The 20927-nt window shown below is 66.3% G+C and carries 22 protein-coding genes; 9 read left to right on the top strand and 13 right to left on the bottom strand.

Translation table 11 applies throughout. The features are described from left to right. Positions 1–8: 8 nt before the first annotated feature. Positions 9–1340: an MFS transporter gene (locus ACRCUN_RS25565; RefSeq protein WP_462144414.1), complete on the bottom strand. Its 1332-nt coding sequence runs from the start codon at positions 1338–1340 to the stop codon at positions 9–11. Between the two features lie 136 nt (positions 1341–1476). Beyond that, positions 1477–2394: a LysR family transcriptional regulator gene (locus tag ACRCUN_RS25570; RefSeq protein ID WP_462144415.1), complete on the bottom strand. Its 918-nt coding sequence runs from the start codon at positions 2392–2394 to the stop codon at positions 1477–1479. A 326-nt stretch (positions 2395–2720) separates the two neighbouring features. Between ACRCUN_RS25570 and ACRCUN_RS25575 the strand changes: the two genes are divergently transcribed. Together ACRCUN_RS25575 and ACRCUN_RS25580 are read left to right on the top strand one after the other, a co-directional pair. Then, the gene (locus ACRCUN_RS25575; RefSeq protein ID WP_462144416.1) at positions 2721–3740 is read left to right on the top strand and encodes a DUF7159 family protein; all 1020 of its coding nucleotides are present in this window, start codon (positions 2721–2723) and stop codon (positions 3738–3740) included. A 133-nt stretch (positions 3741–3873) separates the two neighbouring features. Further along, positions 3874–4899 carry an esterase family protein gene (locus ACRCUN_RS25580; protein WP_462144417.1) on the top strand — a complete coding sequence of 342 codons (1026 nt, stop codon included), beginning with the start codon at positions 3874–3876 and terminating at the stop codon, positions 4897–4899. On the opposite strand, the gene ACRCUN_RS25585 is transcribed toward ACRCUN_RS25580, so the two are convergent. Both ACRCUN_RS25585 and ACRCUN_RS25590 read right to left on the bottom strand, forming a co-directional pair. Then, positions 4822–6324 (bottom strand): AMP-binding protein, encoded by a 1503-nt coding sequence (locus ACRCUN_RS25585; protein WP_462144418.1) that lies wholly within the window; start codon positions 6322–6324, stop codon positions 4822–4824. The two genes, ACRCUN_RS25580 and ACRCUN_RS25585, sit on opposite strands and share 78 nt — an antisense overlap. Further along, positions 6321–6920: a TetR/AcrR family transcriptional regulator gene (locus ACRCUN_RS25590; RefSeq protein WP_462144419.1), complete on the bottom strand. Its 600-nt coding sequence runs from the start codon at positions 6918–6920 to the stop codon at positions 6321–6323. Before ACRCUN_RS25590 ends, ACRCUN_RS25585 begins: the two co-directional genes overlap by 4 nt. 124 nt (positions 6921–7044) lie before the next feature. On the opposite strand from ACRCUN_RS25590, the gene ACRCUN_RS25595 reads away from it, so the two are divergent. Both ACRCUN_RS25595 and ACRCUN_RS25600 read left to right on the top strand, forming a co-directional pair. Next, the gene (locus tag ACRCUN_RS25595) at positions 7045–7881 is read left to right on the top strand and encodes a mycofactocin-coupled SDR family oxidoreductase (RefSeq protein WP_462144420.1); all 837 of its coding nucleotides are present in this window, start codon (positions 7045–7047) and stop codon (positions 7879–7881) included. Then, positions 7878–9074: a cytochrome P450 gene (locus ACRCUN_RS25600; protein WP_462144421.1), complete on the top strand. Its 1197-nt coding sequence runs from the start codon at positions 7878–7880 to the stop codon at positions 9072–9074. Before ACRCUN_RS25595 ends, ACRCUN_RS25600 begins: the two co-directional genes overlap by 4 nt. Position 9075: 1 nt before the next feature. On the opposite strand, the gene ACRCUN_RS25605 is transcribed toward ACRCUN_RS25600, so the two are convergent. From ACRCUN_RS25605 to ACRCUN_RS25615, 3 genes are read right to left on the bottom strand one after another with little or no spacing between them, the layout of a single operon-like run. Next, the gene (locus ACRCUN_RS25605; RefSeq protein WP_462144422.1) at positions 9076–10164 is read right to left on the bottom strand and encodes a galactokinase; all 1089 of its coding nucleotides are present in this window, start codon (positions 10162–10164) and stop codon (positions 9076–9078) included. Then, on the bottom strand, positions 10161–11243 hold the full coding sequence (gene galT / locus ACRCUN_RS25610) for a galactose-1-phosphate uridylyltransferase (RefSeq protein WP_462144423.1): 1083 nt from the start codon (positions 11241–11243) through the stop codon (positions 10161–10163). Before galT ends, ACRCUN_RS25605 begins: the two co-directional genes overlap by 4 nt. Further along, complete coding sequence (locus ACRCUN_RS25615; protein WP_462144424.1) at positions 11240–12031, bottom strand: DeoR/GlpR family DNA-binding transcription regulator; 792 nt, start codon at positions 12029–12031, stop codon at positions 11240–11242. Before ACRCUN_RS25615 ends, galT begins: the two co-directional genes overlap by 4 nt. A 139-nt stretch (positions 12032–12170) precedes the next feature. Here ACRCUN_RS25615 and ACRCUN_RS25620 point away from each other — a divergent pair, with 139 nt between their 5' ends. Next, on the top strand, positions 12171–13892 hold the full coding sequence (locus tag ACRCUN_RS25620; RefSeq protein WP_462144425.1) for a sodium:solute symporter family protein: 1722 nt from the start codon (positions 12171–12173) through the stop codon (positions 13890–13892). Between the two features lie 13 nt (positions 13893–13905). After that, complete coding sequence (locus tag ACRCUN_RS25625; RefSeq protein WP_462144426.1) at positions 13906–14184, top strand: hypothetical protein; 279 nt, start codon at positions 13906–13908, stop codon at positions 14182–14184. A 72-nt stretch (positions 14185–14256) separates the two neighbouring features. Here ACRCUN_RS25625 and ACRCUN_RS25630 read toward each other — a convergent pair whose 3' ends face one another. The 3 genes from ACRCUN_RS25630 to ACRCUN_RS25640 form a co-directional block, all read right to left on the bottom strand. Then, complete coding sequence (locus tag ACRCUN_RS25630) at positions 14257–15921, bottom strand: acyl-CoA synthetase (RefSeq protein WP_462144427.1); 1665 nt, start codon at positions 15919–15921, stop codon at positions 14257–14259. Between the two features lie 81 nt (positions 15922–16002). Next, positions 16003–16425 carry a hypothetical protein gene (locus tag ACRCUN_RS25635; protein ID WP_462144428.1) on the bottom strand — a complete coding sequence of 141 codons (423 nt, stop codon included), beginning with the start codon at positions 16423–16425 and terminating at the stop codon, positions 16003–16005. A gap of 92 nt (positions 16426–16517) precedes the next feature. Next, entirely contained in the window at positions 16518–16931 is a 414-nt protein-coding gene (locus tag ACRCUN_RS25640) for an Rv0313 family protein (RefSeq protein ID WP_462144429.1), read from the bottom strand. A gap of 78 nt (positions 16932–17009) precedes the next feature. Here ACRCUN_RS25640 and ACRCUN_RS25645 point away from each other — a divergent pair, with 78 nt between their 5' ends. Genes ACRCUN_RS25645 through ACRCUN_RS25655 form a run of 3 tightly spaced genes read left to right on the top strand, consistent with a single transcriptional unit; the run spans position 17010 to position 18841 of the window. Continuing rightward, on the top strand, positions 17010–17804 hold the full coding sequence (locus ACRCUN_RS25645; RefSeq protein WP_462144430.1) for a nuclear transport factor 2 family protein: 795 nt from the start codon (positions 17010–17012) through the stop codon (positions 17802–17804). 60 nt (positions 17805–17864) lie between these two features. Then, positions 17865–18428: a hypothetical protein gene (locus ACRCUN_RS25650; RefSeq protein ID WP_462144431.1), complete on the top strand. Its 564-nt coding sequence runs from the start codon at positions 17865–17867 to the stop codon at positions 18426–18428. Positions 18429–18454: 26 nt separating this feature from the next. Beyond that, a complete protein-coding gene (locus tag ACRCUN_RS25655; protein WP_462144432.1) occupies positions 18455–18841 on the top strand; it encodes a DUF732 domain-containing protein in 387 nt (128 codons plus the stop codon). Here ACRCUN_RS25655 and ACRCUN_RS25660 read toward each other — a convergent pair. The 3 genes from ACRCUN_RS25660 to ACRCUN_RS25670 form a co-directional block, all read right to left on the bottom strand. Further along, a complete protein-coding gene (locus tag ACRCUN_RS25660) occupies positions 18838–19608 on the bottom strand; it encodes an SGNH/GDSL hydrolase family protein (RefSeq protein ID WP_462144433.1) in 771 nt (256 codons plus the stop codon). The two genes, ACRCUN_RS25655 and ACRCUN_RS25660, sit on opposite strands and share 4 nt — an antisense overlap. Positions 19609–19721: 113 nt before the next feature. Further along, positions 19722–20021 (bottom strand): hypothetical protein, encoded by a 300-nt coding sequence (locus ACRCUN_RS25665; RefSeq protein WP_462144434.1) that lies wholly within the window; start codon positions 20019–20021, stop codon positions 19722–19724. Between the two features lie 263 nt (positions 20022–20284). Further along, entirely contained in the window at positions 20285–20905 is a 621-nt protein-coding gene (locus tag ACRCUN_RS25670; protein ID WP_462144435.1) for a hypothetical protein, read from the bottom strand. Between the last annotated feature and the right edge of the window lie 22 nt (positions 20906–20927).

Here is a 20927-nt window from a genome sequence, read left to right on the forward strand (position 1 = left end):
GAAAGTGTTCAGCTGACGCGCCGGCGCGTCTCGGGCACCTTGGTGAACACCAGCAGTAAGGCGACGACCGTGGCCGCGGCGGCCATGTAGACACCCGGTGCGGCGCTCAGGCCGGTCTTCGAGACCAGCATGGTCCCGATGAAGGGTGCCGTGCCGCCGAACGCGGCGTAGCCGACGTTGTAGCTGATGGCCGCCGAGGTGAATCGGGTTTCGGTGGTGAAGATCTCGACGAAGAACGTGTAGCACCCGCCGCCGTAGATGCACATGGGGACCACGAACAACAACTGGCCGACGATCGCGAGGGGCAGCGATCCGCTCGTCACGAGCATGAAGCACGGAACCGACAGCAGCGCCAACGCGACCGAACCCGCGATGAGCATCGGTTTGCGGCCGACCCGGTCGCCGATCATGCCCCCGATCGGGAGGAGCACGGCATACATCGCCATCGCAACGGCATTGGCCAGCAGCGACTGCTCGCGGCTGAGGTTGCCGGTGACCTGCACGTAGGACACGAAGTACCCGGAGAGGAAGTAGAAGCCCATCGCGGTCAGTGCCATCACGAAGATGACCTGCAGCATCCGGATCCTGTTCTCGCGGAACGCTTCCCGGATGGGGCTGTACTCCTTGTGCTCATGCTTGGCGAGCACCTGCTTGAACGCCTCGGACTCCTCGGTCTTGGCGCGGATCCACAGACCGAAGAACGCCAGCGGCAAGGCGAGCAGGAACGGGATGCGCCAACCGTACGAGGTGAAGGCCTCCGACGACATGGTCGACGACAACACCAGGATCAGGGTGCCGCCCACCACCGAGGGCAGCGCGGTGGCAGCGAGTGTGACGTTGATCCAGAACCCGCGCCGGTCCAGCGGTGCGTGCTCGAACACGAATGCCGGTGCGCCAACGGACTCGCCGCCTGCCGAGAAGCCCTGGACCAGCCGGCACACGATCAACAGGATCGGGGCCAGGACGCCGATGGTGCCGTAGGTGGGCAGCAGTCCGATCATGGTGGTGGCGACACCGATCGACAGCAGCGTGATGAATAGGACCTTGCGGCGGCCGATGCGATCGCCGAGCGCACCGAAGAACAGGCCGCCCAGCGGCCGGAAGAGGAAGGCAACGCCGAATGTCGCGAACGTGGCAAGCAGGCCGGCCAGCGCGTTCTCGCTGGGGAAGAACAGGTTGGCGAGGGTGACCGCCGACAGGCCGTACAGGGTGAAGTCGTAGAACTCGATGAACTGACCGATGCTGCCGCCGGCCAGTACCCGTTTCTGCATACCGGAGCTGCGCTTCGGTTGATCTGGCGCTTCGGGTTCCGTTTTCATGACGAGGTCCTGCGCTGTCATGGACGTTCTCTTCTCGGTCGTGCGGCCGGGGCCGGCGGTGTCGGGCGTCACAGTGTTTCCAGCATGGGCATGACCGCCGAACGAGTCCAACGAAAAAGATTGGTCGTATCGATCGGCTAAACCGATCAGTGGGATCTCATCCGCGTCCCTCGCTTTGCAGCTCAATGCAGATTTCCTCGAACGCGATGGACTTTCGCGTCGGGCGGCCGCCCTTCATCCGGACCAGGACCAACTCGATCGGCGGCAGGTCATCGGCCAGTTCGAGCGGTATCACCCGTCCGCCCGCGTAGGTCACGTCGCGTGTCAATCGCCAGTTCAGCATCGAGTAGCCGTGGCCCATGCTGACGTAGGAGCGCACCGTCTCGTATCCCGAAACCAGGTGCCTGATGCGCGGCCGCAGACCGAGCCGTTTGAAGATGTCGAGGTAATACTCGCGGCTGTGCTTGAGGTCGAGCAGCACAAACGGCTCGTCCTCGAATTCCTTCAGGTGGACTGCGACATCCGGATGCGCTGCGCGCGGGTGGTTCTCGGCCACCAACAGATGGGGTGGCACGCGTTGCAGCACCCGGTACTCATAGTCGGTGCCGAGTCCGAGGTCGTACATCAATGCGGTTTCGCACGTGCCCTCGGCCAGGGATTTCATCAGCGTCTCCTGATCGGCTTCGAGGAAGCTGAGCTTGATCGCCGGATGATGCTGCTCGAACGCGGTGAGAATCTTGGGCGCGAGGAATGGGGCGATCGGCGAGAAGATGCCGGCCACCAGGTCGCCCGCCAGTTCCTCGCGCTCGGCGCGCACCGAGTGGTAGAGCTGGTCGGCGTCTTCCAGCACGGTCCTGGCGCCCATGAGCAGCCGACGGCCCTCGGCGGTCAGGCGCAGGCCGCGGTTGGACCGGCGATGGAACAGCTGCGCACCCACCTCGCGCTCGAGTTGGTGGATGGCGGCCGAGAGCGTCGACTGGGTGACGTTGAGTTCGAATGCGGCCGCACGCATGTTCTCCAGCCTCGCGACGACCGTGAAATACCTCAGCTGGACCAAGGTGAACGACTTCGCCATGACGGCATCATGCCCTGAGCCGGCTCGCCCGCGGCGGGCGGCGAATAAGGCGACGGTTCAGCGTTCTCACCGATTCCTAATTGTTGATCAGCTAATGAACTCTGGATGACTCTCGGGTAATTGGACCGGCGGCCGGGCCGGTCTGTCGAGGTCATCATGCTGGTAACACCGTCGGTAAGGCCGTCGATAGAAGGCTCGAGTCACCGAAAATCGGATTTTGCACAAGATGCCGTTCCGGGGCGAGCAAAATATGATCGTCGCGGCATTTCGTCGGTGAAGTGACAGGAATTGGGGCCAAACGGGTGAAGACGGTACTGGGATTGTCAGTGACGTCAGACGGCGTCGGCTGGGTCCTTGTCGGCGGCGATGTACCGGACGGCTCTCCGTTGGACGACGACGCATTCGAGGTCGACACCGCCGAGGAACTGGCTGACCGCGGCGCCGCGGCCGCGCGAGGCGCCCGCGCGATCGCCGCGTCCAGCGGACTCGACGTCCGGTCGGTCGGCGTCACGTGGTCCGCGGACGTCGACAGCGAGGCAAGGCAACTGATCGACGCGCTCGCAGCGGCCGGTTTCTCCGACGTCCGGACGGTGCCTGCTGAGCTGGCGGCGTCCACCGCTGACGTCGGCGATGACGGTGACGAAGAGGCCGGCCCGGGCCGGCTTTCGCTCGCACAGGCCGCGGCCTGCGCCGTCGCGACGGACGCCGTCGCCGTCCCCCGCACGTACGAACCTGCAGGGAGCACCCGCAGATTCACCGGCTTGCGGGTCGGGGGCGCAGCCGCCGCGGCAGCCGTGATCGCCGTGGTGGTCGTCGGATCGCAGTCCGTTCCGGAAGCACTGCAACCCGCATCCGAGCAGCCCACTCCCGCCTCGGCCGGGACCCCGCAGGTCGTCAGCGTGGCGGTACCACTCGTCGGCACGAAGCGACCCGCTGTGGTCGAATCGGGCGAGTCGAGGGGTGCCGAATCCGCCGAGCGCGCGGCCCGCACGCCGGTGTACGAGCCCACGGAAACCTTCGACACCCCGGTGGTGCAATCCAGTCCGGTGGTTCAGGCAGCGCAACCCGCTGCGACGGTCGATCCGCCGGTGAGCACACCGGAGCCCGCGTCGGCCGCCGTCGCGCATCTGCCGGTCGCCGCGTTGCCCGGCCCGGCGGTGCCGCAGCTGTTCGCGCCGGGACCCGTGCCCGCCGCCGCCACCGCCCCTGCTGCGGCCGTGCCGCCGGGGCCTGCGCTCGCGCCTGCACCGGTTCTCGCGCCTGCGCCTGCCGTCGAACCGGCACCGGCCGCCGCGCCGCCGCCTCCACCGATATTCGTCAATCCCTTCCTCGCCGGGCTGCCGTGACAAAGTTGTACGCATTCAATTTTTGTTTGCGTTAATTTGCTGCGTTTTCGCATTTGCCGATAATCCAATTCCGTTGCACTAATGCGGCGTATTGTTCCGCATGGTCGGGGCCGTCACGAGGGGTTGGCCGCGGATGGCATTCGTTGCGACCATACGGCGTTACGCGGCCGTCGCTTTGGCGGCCGCGATAGCGCCTGGGGTCCTGGTCACGCCCACCGCCCACGCGTACTCGAATGCACCGATCGAATTTCTCGAGATCCCGTCGGCGGCGATGGGACGCGATATCCGGGTCGAATTCCTCAGCGGCGGACCAGGTTCGCACGCGCTGTATCTGCTCGACAGCATGGAGGCGGGCGACGATCGCAACGGCTGGGACATCAACACCGCCGCATTCGATCTGTTCGACGGGTCCGGGCTTTCGGTCGTGATGCCGGTGGGCGGCAAGTCGAGCTTCTATAGCGACTGGTATGCACCGGCCGCAGGCAACGCGGGGACTGTGACCTACAAATGGGAAACGTTCCTGACCCAGGAATTGCCGGCATGGCTGGCTGCGAACCGTCATGTCGAGGCATCGGGTAACGCGGTCGTGGGCCTATCGATGGGTGGGTCGGCGGCGTTGGTGCTCGCCGCGCACCACCCGGACCGCTTCGTCTATGCCGGCTCGCTGTCGGGCTTTCTGAACCTGTCGGCGGGTGACTGGCCGGCCAAGGTCAGGATCGCGATGATGTGGAACGGCGGATTCAACCCCGACGCGATGTGGGGCCCGCCGGGCGATCCGGCCTGGGCTCGTAACGACCCCACGGTCAACATCGGGCAACTCGTCGCCAACAACACGCGGATCTGGATCTACTGCGGCAACGGCACGCCGCGCGACCCGGCGCTCGCCAGTCCCGACGCGCCGATCGGCGGGCTGGGATTCCTCGAAGGGTTCGCGATCGATTCCAACCGGGCCTTCACCGACGCCTACGTCGCGGCGGGCGGCCGCAACGGGGTGTTCGATTTCCCGGACGGAATACACAGCTGGGGCTACTGGGAGCAGGAACTGCAGCGCATGAAACCCGATCTGTTGCAGGTCGTCGGATCAGTGCCCGAGGACAGCCGACCGAGCGAACTCGCGGACCCGGTCCTTGGCGACCTTGCCGTTTCCGGTCAGCGGTAGCGCATCGACGAACAGCACCACGCGTGGGCGTTTGAAACCCGCTATCGCACAACGCACATGCTCGATCAGCTCGCCGGCGGACGGTTCGCGGCCTGCCACCGGCACGATGACAGCGCACACCGCCTCGCCCCAGTACTCGTCCGGAATCCCCACGACGGCCACCATGTCGACATCGGGATGCCCGGATAACACGTCTTCGACCTCACGCGACGACACGTTCTCTCCGCCGGTGACGATGACGTCCTTGAGCCGGTCGACCACGAACAGCCGGCCGTCGGAATCGAGGCGCCCGACATCGCCGGTGCGCAGCCAGCCGTCGGCAGTGCTCGGCTGGGCCGGCCAGTACCTGGGCGCGACCTGATCGCCCCGCACCACGATCTCACCGACCGCACCGGCGGCCAGGGACGTGCCGTCCTCGCCGACGATGCCGACCTCCACCCCGCGATGCGGATGGCCCGCGCTCACGAGGAGCCGGGCGTCGCCCGCTGCCCCGGCGCGGTGGTCGTCGGGCCCGAGAAACGTGATGTTGCCGCCGGTTTCGGTCATGCCGTAACCCTGGTGGAAGTCGACGCCGAGCAGGTCGATCGCGCGGCGCAGCAGATCCAGCGGCATGGCGGCCGAGCCGTATGCGACGGCGTGCAGGCTGGGCAGCCGGGTGCCGGTGCGTTCGAGGTGGCCCAGTAGCGAGTGGAGCATGGTGGGAGCCAGCGAACACGATTTCACGGCGTGCGCCCGGACCAGGTCGGCGAAGGCCTCCGGCCGGAACTGTGCGGTGAGCACAACCGTCGAGGCGGTCGCGTGGTGTACGAGCATGTTGTAGCCGGCGATGTGACACATCGGGAACGGCAACAGATACACCCCGCCAGGCTGCACCGAGCGACCCGCGACAGTTCCCCGAACCGCCGCGAGGATCGAACGATGGCTGTGCACAACCCCTTTCGGCACGCCGGTGGACCCGCTGGTGAACAACAGCCACGCCGGATCGTCCGGACCGGCGGCATCCGGAACACGTGGATCACCCGTGATCGCGTCCGTCCAGGCTGCCGACTCGAAGGTCACACGGTCGGGCCTGTCGGCGGAGTTATCCAATGCGGACAGGTATTTCGCGTCGCCGAGCACCAGGGCGGGGCGCGTGGTGTCCAATTGCGCAACCTGCTCGGCCGGGCTGAGCCGGTGATTGATCAGGGTCAGCACCCGGCCGCTGCGCGGAACGCCGTAATAGAGCTGCGCATACGCGGCGCCGTTGTCGGCGATGACGGCGACGCGATCACCCGGATCAGTGCGTGCGGCGATCCACGCCGCCACACAACGGACCTGGCGGTCGAATTCGGCGAATACCGTCGTCGCGCCGTCATCGGTGATCAGTGCCGGACGCTCGGGCGCGCTGCGCGCGGCTTCGGCGATCAAATCGTGCAGTACGTTCACGGCTCCTCCCTCGGCAGATCGAAGCGATCGAGATAGCGTTCGACGAACGCCTGCGCTTGCGCGTGCCCGCGGCTGATGCCGAGCCCCCGCTCGAGGACGAGGATGCGGGCCAGGCTGGCCACGATCATCGACATCACGACCGGCGGGAACTCGTCGGGGTTCACATCGTGTGCGCGCAGTGCGGTTGCGACGGCGTGCTCCTCCAGTTCACGGAACCGCTCGGCATAGCGGGCGATCTCGCTGCGGATCGCCTTGCGGTGGTTGGCCAGCGCCATGAACTCCATCCACAACTGGGCGCCGTGGGCGTTGTTGACCTCCCACAGCGCGTGGAGCGGCGCATCCTCGGCGAACGCTGCCTCCTGGTTCTGCAGGTTGGTATGCGCGCCGGCCTGCAGCACGGCAACGAACAAGTCGTCCATGCTCGGGAAGTAGTAGTGCACGAGTGCGGGCTTGACGCCGGCATGAGCCGCGATGCGACGCGATGTCGCGGCGGCATAGCCTTCGTCGAGCATCACCTGGGCGGTCGCCCGGATCAGCGCCTGTCGGGTGGCCGAATCGCGTCCCGCCGCTTTCCCGGTCGCTCGGGGAGCGCTCATCGCACCCTTGACCTCGCGGCGCGCGGACTGCTAGACATGGCCTCAGCTTATGCAGTTGGGCGATCGCCCAAAACTTGGCCGCACGCGATCGCTCCCGTCAACGGCCACATGTTCGAGGTGAGCGATGACAGGACGGGTCGAAGACAAGGTCGCGCTGATCACCGGCGCCGCGCGCGGCCAGGGCCGCAGCCACGCGGTCCGGCTCGCCGAGGAAGGTGCCGACATCATCGCGGTCGACATCTGCGAATCGTTCGACAGATCACCGGCAACGGGAGCAACGCCGGAAGATCTCGCCGAGACCGCAGATCTGGTCAAAAACCTGGGGCGGCGCATCGTGACCGCCGAGGTCGATGTGCGAGACCACGACGCACTCAAGAGAGCCGTCGACAGCGGAGTCGAACAACTCGGACGTCTCGACATCATCGTGGCCAACGCCGGCATCGGGACCACCGGGGTCAAACTGCACAAGATCGATGACGACCTCTGGCAGGAGATGATCGACGTCAACCTCAGCGGAGTGTGGAAAACCGTGAAAGCCGGTGTGCCGCACATCCTGGCGGGCGGACGTGGCGGGTCGGTCGTGCTGACCAGCTCAGTGGCCGGTCTCAAGGCCTACCCGCACACCGGCCACTACGTCGCCGCCAAGCACGGCGTTGTCGGTTTGATGCGCACATTCGCCGTCGAACTCGGACAACACTCGATCCGGGTGAACTCAGTGCACCCGACCCACGTCAACAGCCCCATGCTGATGAACGACAAGACTTATCGGATGTTCCGGCCCGATCTTGCCGAACCAGGACCGGACGACCTCGCGCCGATCTGTAAGACGTTCCACATGTTGCCCATCCCGTGGGTCAACCCCGTCGACATCAGCAACGCGGTGCTGTTCCTGGCCTCCGATGAGGCCCGCTACGTCACCGGGGTCACGTTGCCGGTCGATGCCGGGAGCTGCCTGAAATGACGACTGTCTCGGCACCGTACTACGACCCATACGACGTCGACATCGTCGCCGATCCATACCCGATCTATGCCCGGTTGCGCGACGAGGCACCGCTCTATCACAACGCGCGCTACGACTTCTGGGCGCTGTCGCGCCACGCCGACGTCGAGAAGGCGCTGTCGAACTGGGAGACGTTCTCCAACAGCCGAAGTGACATCCTCGAGTTGGTCAAGTCCGACTTCGACATGCCGCCCGGCGTGATGATGTTCGAGGACCCGCCGATGCACACACTCCTGCGTGGATTGATGTCACGGGTGTTCACCCCACGGCGGATGGCCGAGATCGAAGATCAGATCCGGCGGTTCTGTGTGGGCTGTCTCGATCCGCTGGTCGGCTCGGACAGTTTCGATATCATCGCCGAACTGGCCTCGATGATGCCGATGCGCGTGATCGGAATGCTCTTGGGCATACCCGAATCCGCACAGATCGGAGTGCGCGACGCCAACGACGCCAATCTGCGCACGAAACCCGGCGCACCGATGAAGGTTGTCAAGGCGGACCGGATCGCCGACGGCCGCATCTACGCCGACTACGTCGAGTGGCGGGCCGACAACCCGTCCGACGACCTGATGACAGCGCTGCTCAACGTCGAGTTCACCGACGAACACGGCGTCCAGCGCAAGCTCACACGTACCGAAGTGCTGCACTACACCCAGGTGGTCGCGGGGGCCGGCAATGAGACCACGGGGCGGCTCATCGGTTGGCTGGCCAAGGTGCTCGCCGAACATCCCGATCAGCGTCGCCAGATACGCGAGGACCGGTCACTGCTCACCCGCGCGGTCGACGAGACGCTGCGCTTCGAACCCACAGGTCCGCACGTAGCACGCTGGATCGCAAAGGATTTCGAATGCTACGGGACGACCGTGCCGGCGGGCAGTGCGATGCTACTGCTGTTCGGCGCGGCCAACCGGGACCCGCGGCGGTACGAGAATCCGGATACGTTCGACATCCACCGCGACAACGGCAGCCACCTGACCTTCGGGAAGGGCCTGCATTACTGCCTGGGCGCCAATCTGGCGCGACTGGAAGGTCGTGTCGCACTCGATGAGCTTCTCAACAGATTTCCGGAGTGGGACATCGACTACGACACTGCGCAGTTGGCTCCGACCTCGACCGTTCGCGGCTGGGAGCGGCTTCGTCTTCTCGTGCGTTGAGTCAGCCGCGTACCTGCTCGGCGCCGATCGCGGCCCTGGCGGGCGCGATCGTCGGTTCTGGGTGACCGGCATCCGTCACCGCCGAGCGCACGGTGTCGGCGACGATGTCCGCCAGGTCGGTGGGGACCAGCGCGATCACGCATCCGCCGAAACCACCGCCGGTCATCCGCGCCCCGAGCGCACCGGCGTGCACCGCCGTATCGGCGATCAAGTCGATGTGCGGGGTGGTGATCTCGAAGTCGTCGCGCATCGACGCATGCGAGGCCGTGAGAATCTCACCCGCCTGGGCGTAATCGGAAACCTCCAGCGCCGCAACGAAGTCGAAAACCCGCTGGTTCTCGGTGAGGATATGGCGAGCGCGCCGGGTGTCTTCGGGGTCGGCCAACCCGTCGAGCGCAGCCAGCCCGCGGGATTGCAACTCGCGCAGCGAATCGACTTGCAACGCGGCGGCGACCCGCTCACACGACGCACGGCGGGCCGCGTACTCCCCGCCGGCATGACGATGCGCGGCACGGGAATTCATCACCAACAGGGATATGCCCGCCGAGTCGGGGTCGAACGGCACCGGTTGCACAGTGAGGTCGCGGAAGTCGATGAGCATCGCGTGCTGCGGTTGGCCGAACAGCGAGGCAAGCTGGTCCATCAGGCCGGTCGGCGCGCCGACGTAGGTGTTCTCGGCCCGTTGCGCGATGCGGGCCTGCTCGACCCGGTCGATGGACTGTCCGCTGGTGAGTGCCGCCAGCACCGCGCATTCCAGCGCGGCCGACGAAGCCAGGCCCGAACCCATCTCGACATCGCTCGTGATGGTCATGGCGCCGCCGGTGGTCGGATGGCCGGCCGTGCGCAATGACCACATCACCCCGGCGACGTAGGCCGCCCAGCCGGTGATGTCTCCGGGAACGGTACCGAGCGGTATCTCGACGTGGCCCGATTCCCGATCGCTTCGTACCGTGATGGTGTCCGAATCGTCGCGCCGGTACTGCACGACGACCCGTTGCGGCAAGGCGATCGGCAACGCCCAACCGAGGTTGTAATCGGTATGCTCGCCGATCAGGTTGATGCGGCCCGGAGCCGCGTAGGTGACCATCACAGTTCCGCCAGCCGTGCCGCGACGCTTTCGGGCGTCACATCGCTGATGAAGGCGTCCATCGCGGATTCCGAGCCGGCCAGGTACTTCAGTTTGGTCGCGCTGCGCCGCACCGACATCAGCTCGACGTGGAAGTAGCCCTCCCGCTGCTCGTCGCTGTCGCGGTACTGATGCAGCGCCGAAATATACGGCAGCGGTGTGGGATACATGCGGTCGAACCTCTGCAGGATGTCGCGGTAGATGTCGGCGAAGCCGTCCAGCTCGTCGTCGCTGAGCTCGGTGAGGTTGTGTGCGAAACGGTTCGGATAGATGTGTACCTCCACCGGCCAGCGGGCCGCGAACGGCACGAAGGCGGTGAACAGCTCGGTACGCGCGACGACGCGTACGCCCGCCGCGAGCTCACGCGCCAGAAGGTCGGCGAACAGGTTGGTGCCGTTGCGAGCCCGGTGATCGGCCGCTGCGCGCAACATCTGCTCGGTACGCGGCGTGAGATACGGATAACCGTAGATCTGGCCGTGTGGGTGGTTGAGGGTCACGCCGATCTCCTCGCCGCGGTTCTCGAAGCAGAACACCTGTTGTATCCCGTCGCGGCTCAACAGATCCTCGGTCCGGTGCCGCCATGCCGAAACCACAAGGCGGGCATGGGGGCGCGGCAGTTGCGCGAAAGCCCCGGTGTGGTCACTTGAGAAACAGATGACCTCACAGCGCCCGTACCCGGGCGCCGACACGAAATCGGCGCCTGCGGTGTCGGGCAACGTGAATGCCGAATCCCCGGACAGACTGGGAAACCGATTCTCGAACACGACGACGTCGTAGTCCGGCGCGGGGATCTCGCTCGTCTCGCCGGACGGGCCCGGGCACAGCGGGCACTGATCGGCGGCCGGCAGGTAGGTGCGGTCCTGCCGGAGTGCCGCGATGATCACCCACTGGCCGGTCTGGCGGTCCAAACGCAACTGCGACATCTGTTTTCCGCGCTCGGGCAACGGGCGGCGATCGGGCACCGGGTCCGGGGTGTGGCCCGGCAGCCAGAAGTACAGTTGCTCGCGGCCGTCGGCCAGTGTCCAGCGCAGGGGTTCGGTCATGACTGTCCCGCCACCTGCGCGATCACGACATTGCCGACCAGGCCGGCCAATGCGGCGCGATCCTCGTCGGCCAGCCCGTCGTCGACGATCAGGGTGTCGACCTGCCCGAGGCCGGCGAAGACGTTCGTGCCGATCTCGCCGTACTTGGTGTGGTCGGCCAAGACCACCACTTGGGCGCCGATCCCGATCAGCGTCCGATTCGTCTGCGCCTCAGCGATGTTGGGTGAGGTCAGCCCGGCCTGCGGATCGAACCCGTGCACGCCGAGGTACGTCGCGTCGACCCGGAACGAGGCTAGTGCCGCGTCGGCGATGGGTCCCACCAGCGCATCCGAGGGCGTCCGCGTGCCACCGGTGAGGTAGACCTGCGGAGCGTCGCCGCCATCGGTCGACGGTGCGGTCAGCACGTCGAACACCGTCAGGGAGTTGGTGACCACGGTGATCGACGGCCGGTGCCGGAGCCTGCGGGCCAACTCGGTCGTCGTGGTTCCCGCGCTGATCGCGATGGTGACGCCGTCGGAGACCATGCCTGCCGCGACGTCGGCGATCGCGGCCTTCTCGGCGCGCTGCTGAGCGGCCTTGACCGACGACCATGGTTCCTCGCCGCGGTTGTGCCGGGTGACCGCGCCGCCGTGCACCTTGCGCAGCAGATCCTCCGCATCCATGGCGTCGAGGTCGCGGCGCACGGTCATCTCCGAAACCGACAGCTGAGCGGCAAGCTCCGCCACGCGCACCGCACCGCCCGAGTTCAGTGCACGCAGGATCGCGCGTCGGCGTTCAGCAGCCAGCATTCGGCGGTGGCACCCCCTTCGAGTGAATACGGCAAACGAACAGTAACAAACAAATTCTCACCGAATGCTCCATATCGGCGCCCCATCCCTGTTACCTTCTGGTTGTTTTCGTTGGAACCTGATACCTCAGAAGGTGTGGATGACCACAGATTTGGCGACGACCACCCTGGCGGCTGACAGTGTTCTGCGCCTGTCCGTCGGCGCGCTCGACTACCTGTTGATCGCGATCTATTTCGTCTTCGTCCTGGGAATCGGCTATATCGCCCGCAGCCAGATCTCGACGAGCCTGGACTTCTTCCTGTCCGGCCGCAGGCTGCCCGCCTGGGTGACGGGCTTGGCGTTCGTATCCGCCAACCTTGGCGCCATCGAGATCATGGGCATGTCGGCCAACGGAGCCGAGATCGGCCTGTCGACGATGCACTACTACTGGATCGGCGCCGTCCCGGCCATGCTGTTCCTCGGCGTCGTGATGATGCCGTTCTACTACGGCTCCAAGGTCCGCAGTGTGCCCGAGTTCATGCGCAGGCGCTTCGGGCCGGGCGCACACCTCGTGAACGCGATCAGCTTCGCCGTCGCGCAGGTACTGATCGCCGGCGTCAACCTGTTCCTGCTGGCCACCGTCATCAACGTGCTGATCGGCTGGAACCGGTGGCTGTCGTTGATCGTCGCCGCCGTCATCGTGCTCACTTACACCGCGCTGGGCGGACTTTCGGCCGCCATCTACAACGAGGTGCTGCAGTTCTTCGTGATCCTGGCCGCGCTCATGCCGCTCACCGTGTTCGGCCTGATCAAGGTAGGCGGTTGGAGCGGTCTCAAGGAGAAGGTCATCGACACCACAACCGACGGCACAGTGACCGCCTCGGTGCACGAACAGCTCACGACGTGGCCAGGACAAGCGTTGTCGGGCTTCGACAGTCCGCTGTGGTCGGTCATCGGCATCGTCTTTGGCCTCGGCTTCGTGCTGTCCTTCGGTTACTGGACAACGAACTTCGTCGAGGTTCAGCGCGCCATGGCCTCGAACTCGATCTCGGCCGCCAGGCGATCGCCGATCATCGCATCGTTCCCGAAGATGTTCATCCCGTTCGTGGTGGTGATCCCCGGCATGATCGCGGCGGCCGCGATCGGTGACGTCATCAACCTGAAAACCACTGGCACCGGCGACATCACCTACAACGACGCGATGCTGGTGATGATCCGCGACATCCTGCCGAACGGCCTGATCGGCGTCGCGGTCACGGGTCTGCTCGCGTCGTTCATGGCGGGCATGGCGGCCAACATCTCGGCGTTCAACACCGTGTTCAGCTACGACATCTGGCAGCAGTACGTGGTCAAGGACCGGCCCGACGGCTACTACATCCTGGTCGGGCGGATCGCGACGGTCGCGGCCACCGTCCTGGCGATCTTCACCGCGCTGATCGCCGCGGGTTACTCCAACCTGATGGACTATCTGCAGACGTTGTTCGGGTTCTTCAACGCGCCGCTGTTCGCCACGTTCATCCTCGGCATGTTCTGGAAGCGGATGACCGCCACCGCGGGCTGGATGGGCCTGGTGGCCGGAACCCTTTCCGCGGTCTTCGTTTTCATCCTGTCCGAGATGGGTGTGATCACCCTGCCCGGCCAGGGCATGCCGTTCGTGGCGGCGGCAGCGGCCTTCGTCGTCGACATCGTGGTCAGCGTCGCGGTCAGCGTGGTGACCAGGCCGAAGCCCGCCGCTGAACTCGCCGGCCTGGTGTATTCGGAGACACCGCGCGAGATCTTCCACGACCCCGAGAGCGTCGGCAAACCGTGGTATCTGCGGGCGACACCGCTCGCCGGGGTCGCGCTGACCATCACCGTGATCCTCAACATCATCTTCCACTGAGCCGGGAGCCCGAATGTCAAGCACTGCAAAGACGAAGCCGCAGTTCCGGCTGTTCGACATCCGCAACATCATCGGTGCGCTGCTGGAGATCTACGGCGTGGTGTTGCTCATCGCGGGCCTCGTGCCCGCCGTCCTGGCCGACCGCCACGACGAGACGACGAACAATCGCGTCGACCTCTACATCGGAACGGACGCCAACTGGTGGGTGGGTGTGTGCCTGCTCGTCGTCGCGGCCGGGTTCTTCGCCTGGGCCTATCTGCGACCCGTCGCGGTCGAAGACGAGCACGAGTGATCCAGGCGTCGTGACCGACGCAATGGTCGAATCTCCTTTGGGCGATCGACCATTTCGTCGCTTTCGTGGCGACTATGCGGAGCTGGCGGCGCTCTCGGTCGCCACCGATTTGGCCCAGCGATAGTCCGCCTTGCCTGCCGGCGAGCGGACGATCTTCGGCGACCGGATGAACGCCTTGGGGATCTTGTAGCGCGCGATCGAACGCTGACACACCTCGACGAGTTCATCGTCGCTGGCGGATGCGCCTTCGGCGAACTGCACGACCGCCACGACCTCGCTGCCCCAGCGTTCCGACGGCCGGCCTACCACCACGACGTCGTAGACGGCCGGATGCGCGGCCACCGCGCGTTCGACCTCCTCGACGAAGATCTTCTCGCCGCCGGAGTTGATGGTGACCGAGTCGCGGCCCAGGAGCTGAATCCGCCCGTCCGGCAGGACATTTGCCCGGTCGCCCGGAACGGACCAGCGCACCCCGTCGATCGTGGGGAACGTACGCGCGGTCTTGGCCTCGTCACCGAGATAGCCGAGCGGGATGAGGTCGCGGCGGGCCAGCCAGCCGCCGCCTTCGCCGGGGCCGAGCACGCGGCTGAGATCCTCGGCGACCACGGCGGTGTCGGACTGAGGATTGAACGTGGCGACGTCGGTCTCGGCCCCCGCGGTCGAGTACGTGCTCATCTGCGCCCCCGACTCCGACGCGCCGACCGCGTCGAGCAGCATCAGATGCGGCAGCGCCGTCAGGATGCGCTCGCGGACGGTGGGCGACAGTGGCGCACCGCCGTTCGTGATCGTCACCAGACCCGAGAGGTCGTAGGTACCGGTCTCGATCTCATCGAGCAGAGGCCGGGCGATCGCGTCGCCGACCACCGGAATACTCAGCACCCGTTCCCGTTCGGCGAGCCGCAGCGCGGCGTCGGGCTGCAACCGCACGACATCGTCGGGGATGACCAGCCGCCCGCCCATCGTGATGGCGTTGTATGCCGCCCACTGCGCGGCGCCGTGCATGAACGGCGGGATCATCAGCATCGACATCGCGCCCGCCGACGCGCGCGCCTTGTCCGCCAGTTCGTCGTACGAGCCCAGGAACGTGTCGCTGCCGAACGGGCGCCCGCCCATCGACGACAAGAAGATGTCGTGCTGGCGCCACAACACGCCTTTCGGCATGCCGGTGGTGCCGCCGGTGTAGAGGATGTAGAGGTCGTCGCCGGACGGGGTCGGCATGTCGGCAGGCGCGGGCGTCGTTAGGATGGCCTCGTAATCGACCGCGCCCGGCAGCAGATCGTTGCCCGATTCGTCGGCGACCTGGATCAGCACGGCCAGATTCGGCAGCCGGTCACGGATCGCGGCCACGCGCGGCGCGAACTCGGCGTTGTAGACCAGGGCCCGCGCGTTCGAATCGGTCAGCAGATAGACCAGTTCTTCCTCGACATAGCGGTAGCTGACGTTGAACGGCGCGACCCGTGCTCGGTAACCGCCGATCATCGACTCGAGGTACTCGTTGCCGTTGCGAAGGTAGATACCGAGGTGATCCTGACCGGACTCGTGCCCGGCCAGCGCGGTGCGCTCGGTATGGGCGCCCAGCCCGGCCGAAACCAGGTAGCGGGCGAAGCCATCGACACGCGCGTCGAACTGCGAATAGCTCAACCGGCGGTCTCGCCACACCAGAAACGTCTGATCGGGGATGGCCCGGGCCACCGTGGAAAAGACCGTGGACAAGTCGAACGTCACATCACCGCTCATGGCACTCCTGTGTGCATGGATTTTGGTGCCACGACCATACACCGGTCGTCCCGCTGTATGGCCAGGTGTGTCGGGTGTGAATCAGCTGGGGAAGAACCCGTTGCCCGTCAAGATGCCGGGCTGCCAGCCCCGCGCGCCCAGGCACAGCATCGGCCTGCCATCGGGCGACTGCGCCGCGGCCTGCGGGCCGGGACACGGCGAGCCGATCTCCTGGACGCCGTGCAGCGGATAGGCGTGCGTCCAGAAGCCCGTGGTGACCGGCGGCCACTGGTTGGGGATCCACCGGCACTGCAACGGCTCACCGCCGGGGCCCCGGCCGAAGACGTTGCGGTCCCAGCTGAAACACGGGGCGCCTTGATGGGCCTCGTAACTCATGCCCGGTACATCGGTCGGATACCGGCCGGGCTCGTCGAAATACATGTTGTCGTCGTCTGCGGCAGCACCGGCCGCCGTTGCCAGTGCGGCTCCCGCGATCGCCGCGGCGACGCACAGTTCGCGAATCATGTCTCACCCTCAGGTCTGCCGGCCAGGTCGGTTGTCCTGGGCCCGAAGCCTAACCGGTGGCGCCCGCGCTCCGTCGGCTTTTACCGACCGGCCTACTCCGTGGTGTCGGCGTCCGGGTCGGTGCGGGCCGTGTCGGTGTCGAGCACGCTGACCGCGATGCCGTACGGAAGGAAGCGCACGCGGCGCACCGGGTCGGTGTTGGTGGCGTTCGCGCGCAGTGCGTCGAGCTCAGTGGGGAAGACCTGCTCGATGTGAGCGCCGCCGTTGTCGTCCACGGTGTAGATCGCCCACACGCCGTCGCCCTTCTCGCCGGTGGTCTCGGGCTCGGTGCGCGGACGAGACATCCGGCTGAACTCGTCGAGCAGCCCGGCCCACCCGGCTCGCTCACCGGACGTGGTGAAGAACCTCGTCATGCCCTCGAGCGCGTCGCGCAATCCTTCGCCTGCCTCGCGGGCGACACGATCGAAATCTTCGGGATCGAATCCGAAAGGTCCGTTGCCGCTCATCGCGACCTCCTCAGTCAAACCGCGGTCAACTACCAGTGTGCGCGCAGCCGGCGGGACACGGGATGGTAAACGAACCATATGACCTTCACACGTGCCGAGCTACTGGCCGCGGTCGAACGATCACCGCAGGCCGCGGGCGCCCACGACCGCGACGGGTGGGTCGGGTTGTTCGCTGACGGCGGACAGGTCGAGGACCCGGTCGGCGCTGCGCCGCACATCGGCCGTGACCGGATCGAACGCTTCTACGACACCTTCATCGGCCCGCGCGACATCACGTTCCACCGCGACATCGACATCGTTGACGGCACCACCGTGGTTCGCGATCTCGAGCTCGAGGTGGCGATGGGCTCATCGGTCACGATGAGAATTCCGGCGTATCTGCGATATGCGCTGCGGGCTGGAACCGCCGGCCTGCAGATCGCCGAACTGCAGGCGTATTGGGAGTTGCCCGCGATGGTGGGCCAGTTCGCGCGCAACGGAATCGCCGCGGTGCCGGCCGGCCTGCACTTGGCGGGCGCGCTGCTGCGAAACCAGGGGGCTGCGGGCGCGCTGGGTTTTGCGAGCGGGTTGCGGGGCGTGGGACGGCCGGGCAGACGGCTGTTCACCGGGCTGCTCGACGACCTGTGCGCGGGTGACGAGGTCGCGCTGCGGCGGCGGCTGAGTCGGAACACTGCCGTGCTGGCGGGCGACACCGTCCCACTCGCCGCGTCGAGGCTCGCCGAGCGGACGGCGGGGGCCCGGTGGCGCAAGGTCATCACGTCGGGTCAGAGCCTGGTGGCCGGTCTCGATTCCGCAGGGCAGCGGGCGGTGCTGATCGCCGACCTCACCCCGAAGCCGCTCGCGGTGAGACGGTTGCGTTACTTCGCCGGCTGATCGGCCGTAGCGGCCCGGTTGTATCGCCCTGGGCAGCCGACGTGAGACCGTATCTACACCATGGCTGACCACGACTACATCACCTACGAGGAATTCGGACGCCGGTTCTTCGAGATCGCCGTGTCCGAGGATCGCGTCGGCGACGCCATCGGAGCCATCGCGGGCGATGCGTTCGAGATGGGCCCGATCGGTCAGGGGCCCGGCAAGATCGCGAAGGTCACGGCGCGTGTCCAGATTCAGAAGCCCCGGGTGAGCCGGCAGGTCGGCGACACCATCACCTTCTCCATCCGGATTCCGCTGGAGATCGACATGGTGATCGATCTGCGTATCGACCGGCCGCAGTTCATGGTCTTCGGTGAGATCGACCTACGGGCAACGGCATTGGCCGCCGAGCCGTTGCTGCTGATCCTCGACGTGAAAAAGCCCCGGCCGTCCGACATCTCGATCCACGTGACCTCGAAGTCTCTGCGTGCCGAGGTGTTGCGCATCCTTGCCGGGGTGGATGCCGAGATCAAACGCTTCATCGCGGCGCATGTGGCCGGCGAGATCGACAGCCCGGAATCCGAGAAAGCCAAGGTGATCGACGTCGCCAAAGAGCTGGACTCGGCCTGGAGCGGGATCTGATCCCGACGGCCCGTACGATTCTCGGCATGCAGCGCAGAACCGTACTGGCCATCCGTGTGCTCGCCGCCGCGGCAGCGATCGCGACCGGAGGTGCCGTCGCGGCCGCACCGGCGCAAGCCGATCCGGTTGACCCGGCGTTCATCGATGCGCTCAACCAGGCCGGCATCGGCGCAACCGACCCCGCTCAGGCGATGTCCGTCGGGCAGTCGGTGTGCCCGATGCTCGCGGAGCCCGGCCAGACGGTCGCCGACGTCGCCGCCAAGGTCGCCGACACCGGCGGCATGCCGCTGGGTCCGGCGACGATGTTCACCGGGGTCGCGATCTCCACGTTCTGCCCGGCGATGGTGGCCAAGATGGGCGAGGGCGCACCGGCCGATCTGGCCAGTCTCCCGCTGTCGATCCTCGGGTTCTAAGCGCTCAGGCTGAGCAGGACCGGCCGGCGCGGTGCTCGGCCCGCCCCGGCCGAGCGGCCGCGCAGGTGACGCCAGATCCACGGCATGAGCATGTTCTGCGTCCACAACGCCTGCGAATAGGCGCGCGACCGAAACGACTGTGGTTCGGCGGTACCGCTGGCATGAGCCCAATCATGGCTGCTGCCAGGCAATCCCAGCGCCTCGGCGGCGGCAGCGGCGAACAGCATGTGCCCCCTGGCCGACCCGTGGACACGGTCGGGACTCCAGGTCTCGGCTTCCCGCATCGATGGTGCCGAGTACAGGTCGACCAACCGAAAACCGTATCGGTCGGCGGCGTCGGTGATGGCGGCGTTGATGTGCAGTACCCGTTTTCCGAGCAGCCTTCCCACCGGCAATATCTGGGTGATGTCCGGAAAAGTCGTGGTCACCACGGTGGCCCCGGATGCGGCGAGCGCGGCGTAGATGCGATCTAGATCGACGAGCGCCCGGTCGAACGACCGCCCCGGCCGGGTGACGTCGTTCATGCCGATGCAGATGGTGACGAGGTCGGGGCGCATCGACAGCGCTTGCGGGAGTTGGTCGGACAACACATCGCTGATGCGATGGCCGCGCACCGCGAGATTGGCATAACCGAGGCCCGGATAGTGTCCGTCCAGTTCGACCGCGAGACGGTCCGCGAACCCCATCAGCCCGACGGTGTCGTCGCCGTCCCACAGTCCTTCGGTCTGGCTGTCGCCCAGTGCGACATACCGGGTAAAGCTTGGCACTCTGGCGACTTTAGCGCCGCGCGGTCGCGGACGACCGGTGACCCGGCCGGCAAACCTCGAGGAGGAACGCCCGAAATGGGCGCCCCTCCTTGATGTTTGGGTGAAGTTTGGCGTTACTTCACGTCGACGTAAACGGTCTTGTCGGTGACGGTCGTCTGCAAGCTGTCACCGGGGTTACCGGAATCGGTCCTCGAGAAGGTCTGACCCGGGCGGACCGCCACGACGGTGGCCTTGTCCAGCGGGGTCGAGCCGGTCCGGTTGACGATCACGGTATAGCCCTCCGACTGGAGTTCACTGATCGTGTCCTGAGCGTTTCCTGGCCCGGACGGTGCGGCCTGCGCCGGTGCGGCGAGACCGATCACGGCTGCGGCGGCCCCACCCACGAGTGCGCTAGCAAATCCAAGCTTCTTCATCTTTCGTGCCTTCTTTCGTTGTTCGGTTATCTCGCGAGTCAAGGTGCGGCGCGTGCATGGCGCATTCGCTCAGTAGTCATCGCTAGGTTCCCTGGGGGTTACGCTCTGTTAAACAGCCAGCTCAGCGATTTCATTCCCACCGCGGATATTTATTGTCGGCAGCCGTTTAGCTGTGCTGCAGCCTCGCTGGGAGTAACGATTGAGACGAGCGCCTCACACCTTGGCGTGACCGGCCTCATACCAAACCAGCAAAGTGATGACCGTTACGGTCGGCCGATCTGCCACTCCGGAAGGGTGGCTTCGATGCGCACGAGGTACGGCGTGAACCGGATACCGGTCACCTGGAGTCCGCGCGGGAGTTCGGGCAGGCGCACCGCATACGCCGGTGCGCGTCGCGGCACCGCCCAGCGCCGGCGACCGACCACCACACGAGTAGGCGTCACCCGCAGAACGGACCCGTCGAGACGCACGTCGATCTCCACGTGTCCCAGCCGGGGGCGGCTGGCCAACCGCACGCGGGCAAGACCGTCGCCTCCAACGTGAACCCGTAGCCGGGGGACGGTGCGGGCGAGGAGTCCGTCGAGCGCATGCGACGCGGCCTCGAGCGTCAGTTCGACCGGTGCCGCCACCAACATCGGCGGCACTGACGGCCGGAGGTGCACGTTGCGCAGCGTCACCGTGGACCGCGCGAAACGGAGATCGCCCCAGCGGATGTCGCGGGCGCCGAGGTGAACGCTGCCCAATTGGCCGATCGCCAACGTGCTGGCATCGAGCTGATTCTCGACCTCGGTGATGGTCAGGGCCACGGTGTCGCCCCCGAGCCGAACCGCGATCCGACGGCCGACCAGCAGCCGACGCACCCGCAGCCGTACCGGACGTGTCACCGCACCAGCATCCGCCATCCCG

It is taken from the genome of Mycobacterium venezuelense, assembly GCF_054919535.1.

Coding starts and splice junctions, on each gene's coding strand:
- ACRCUN_RS25620 (WP_462144425.1), top strand. CDS start 12,171: ATGACCACAGATTTGGCGACGACCACCCTGGCGGCTGACAGTGTTCTG.
- ACRCUN_RS25580 (WP_462144417.1), top strand. CDS start 3,874: ATGGCATTCGTTGCGACCATACGGCGTTACGCGGCCGTCGCTTTGGCG.
- galT (WP_462144423.1), bottom strand. CDS start 11,243: ATGACCGAACCCCTGCGCTGGACACTGGCCGACGGCCGCGAGCAACTG.
- ACRCUN_RS25565 (WP_462144414.1), bottom strand. CDS start 1,340: ATGACAGCGCAGGACCTCGTCATGAAAACGGAACCCGAAGCGCCAGAT.
- ACRCUN_RS25615 (WP_462144424.1), bottom strand. CDS start 12,031: ATGCTGGCTGCTGAACGCCGACGCGCGATCCTGCGTGCACTGAACTCG.
- ACRCUN_RS25595 (WP_462144420.1), top strand. CDS start 7,045: ATGACAGGACGGGTCGAAGACAAGGTCGCGCTGATCACCGGCGCCGCG.
- ACRCUN_RS25630 (WP_462144427.1), bottom strand. CDS start 15,921: ATGAGCGGTGATGTGACGTTCGACTTGTCCACGGTCTTTTCCACGGTG.
- ACRCUN_RS25570 (WP_462144415.1), bottom strand. CDS start 2,394: ATGGCGAAGTCGTTCACCTTGGTCCAGCTGAGGTATTTCACGGTCGTC.
- ACRCUN_RS25600 (WP_462144421.1), top strand. CDS start 7,878: ATGACGACTGTCTCGGCACCGTACTACGACCCATACGACGTCGACATC.
- ACRCUN_RS25650 (WP_462144431.1), top strand. CDS start 17,865: ATGGCTGACCACGACTACATCACCTACGAGGAATTCGGACGCCGGTTC.
- ACRCUN_RS25640 (WP_462144429.1), bottom strand. CDS start 16,931: ATGAGCGGCAACGGACCTTTCGGATTCGATCCCGAAGATTTCGATCGT.
- ACRCUN_RS25645 (WP_462144430.1), top strand. CDS start 17,010: ATGACCTTCACACGTGCCGAGCTACTGGCCGCGGTCGAACGATCACCG.
- ACRCUN_RS25590 (WP_462144419.1), bottom strand. CDS start 6,920: ATGAGCGCTCCCCGAGCGACCGGGAAAGCGGCGGGACGCGATTCGGCC.
- ACRCUN_RS25655 (WP_462144432.1), top strand. CDS start 18,455: ATGCAGCGCAGAACCGTACTGGCCATCCGTGTGCTCGCCGCCGCGGCA.
- ACRCUN_RS25625 (WP_462144426.1), top strand. CDS start 13,906: ATGTCAAGCACTGCAAAGACGAAGCCGCAGTTCCGGCTGTTCGACATC.
- ACRCUN_RS25635 (WP_462144428.1), bottom strand. CDS start 16,425: ATGATTCGCGAACTGTGCGTCGCCGCGGCGATCGCGGGAGCCGCACTG.
- ACRCUN_RS25665 (WP_462144434.1), bottom strand. CDS start 20,021: ATGAAGAAGCTTGGATTTGCTAGCGCACTCGTGGGTGGGGCCGCCGCA.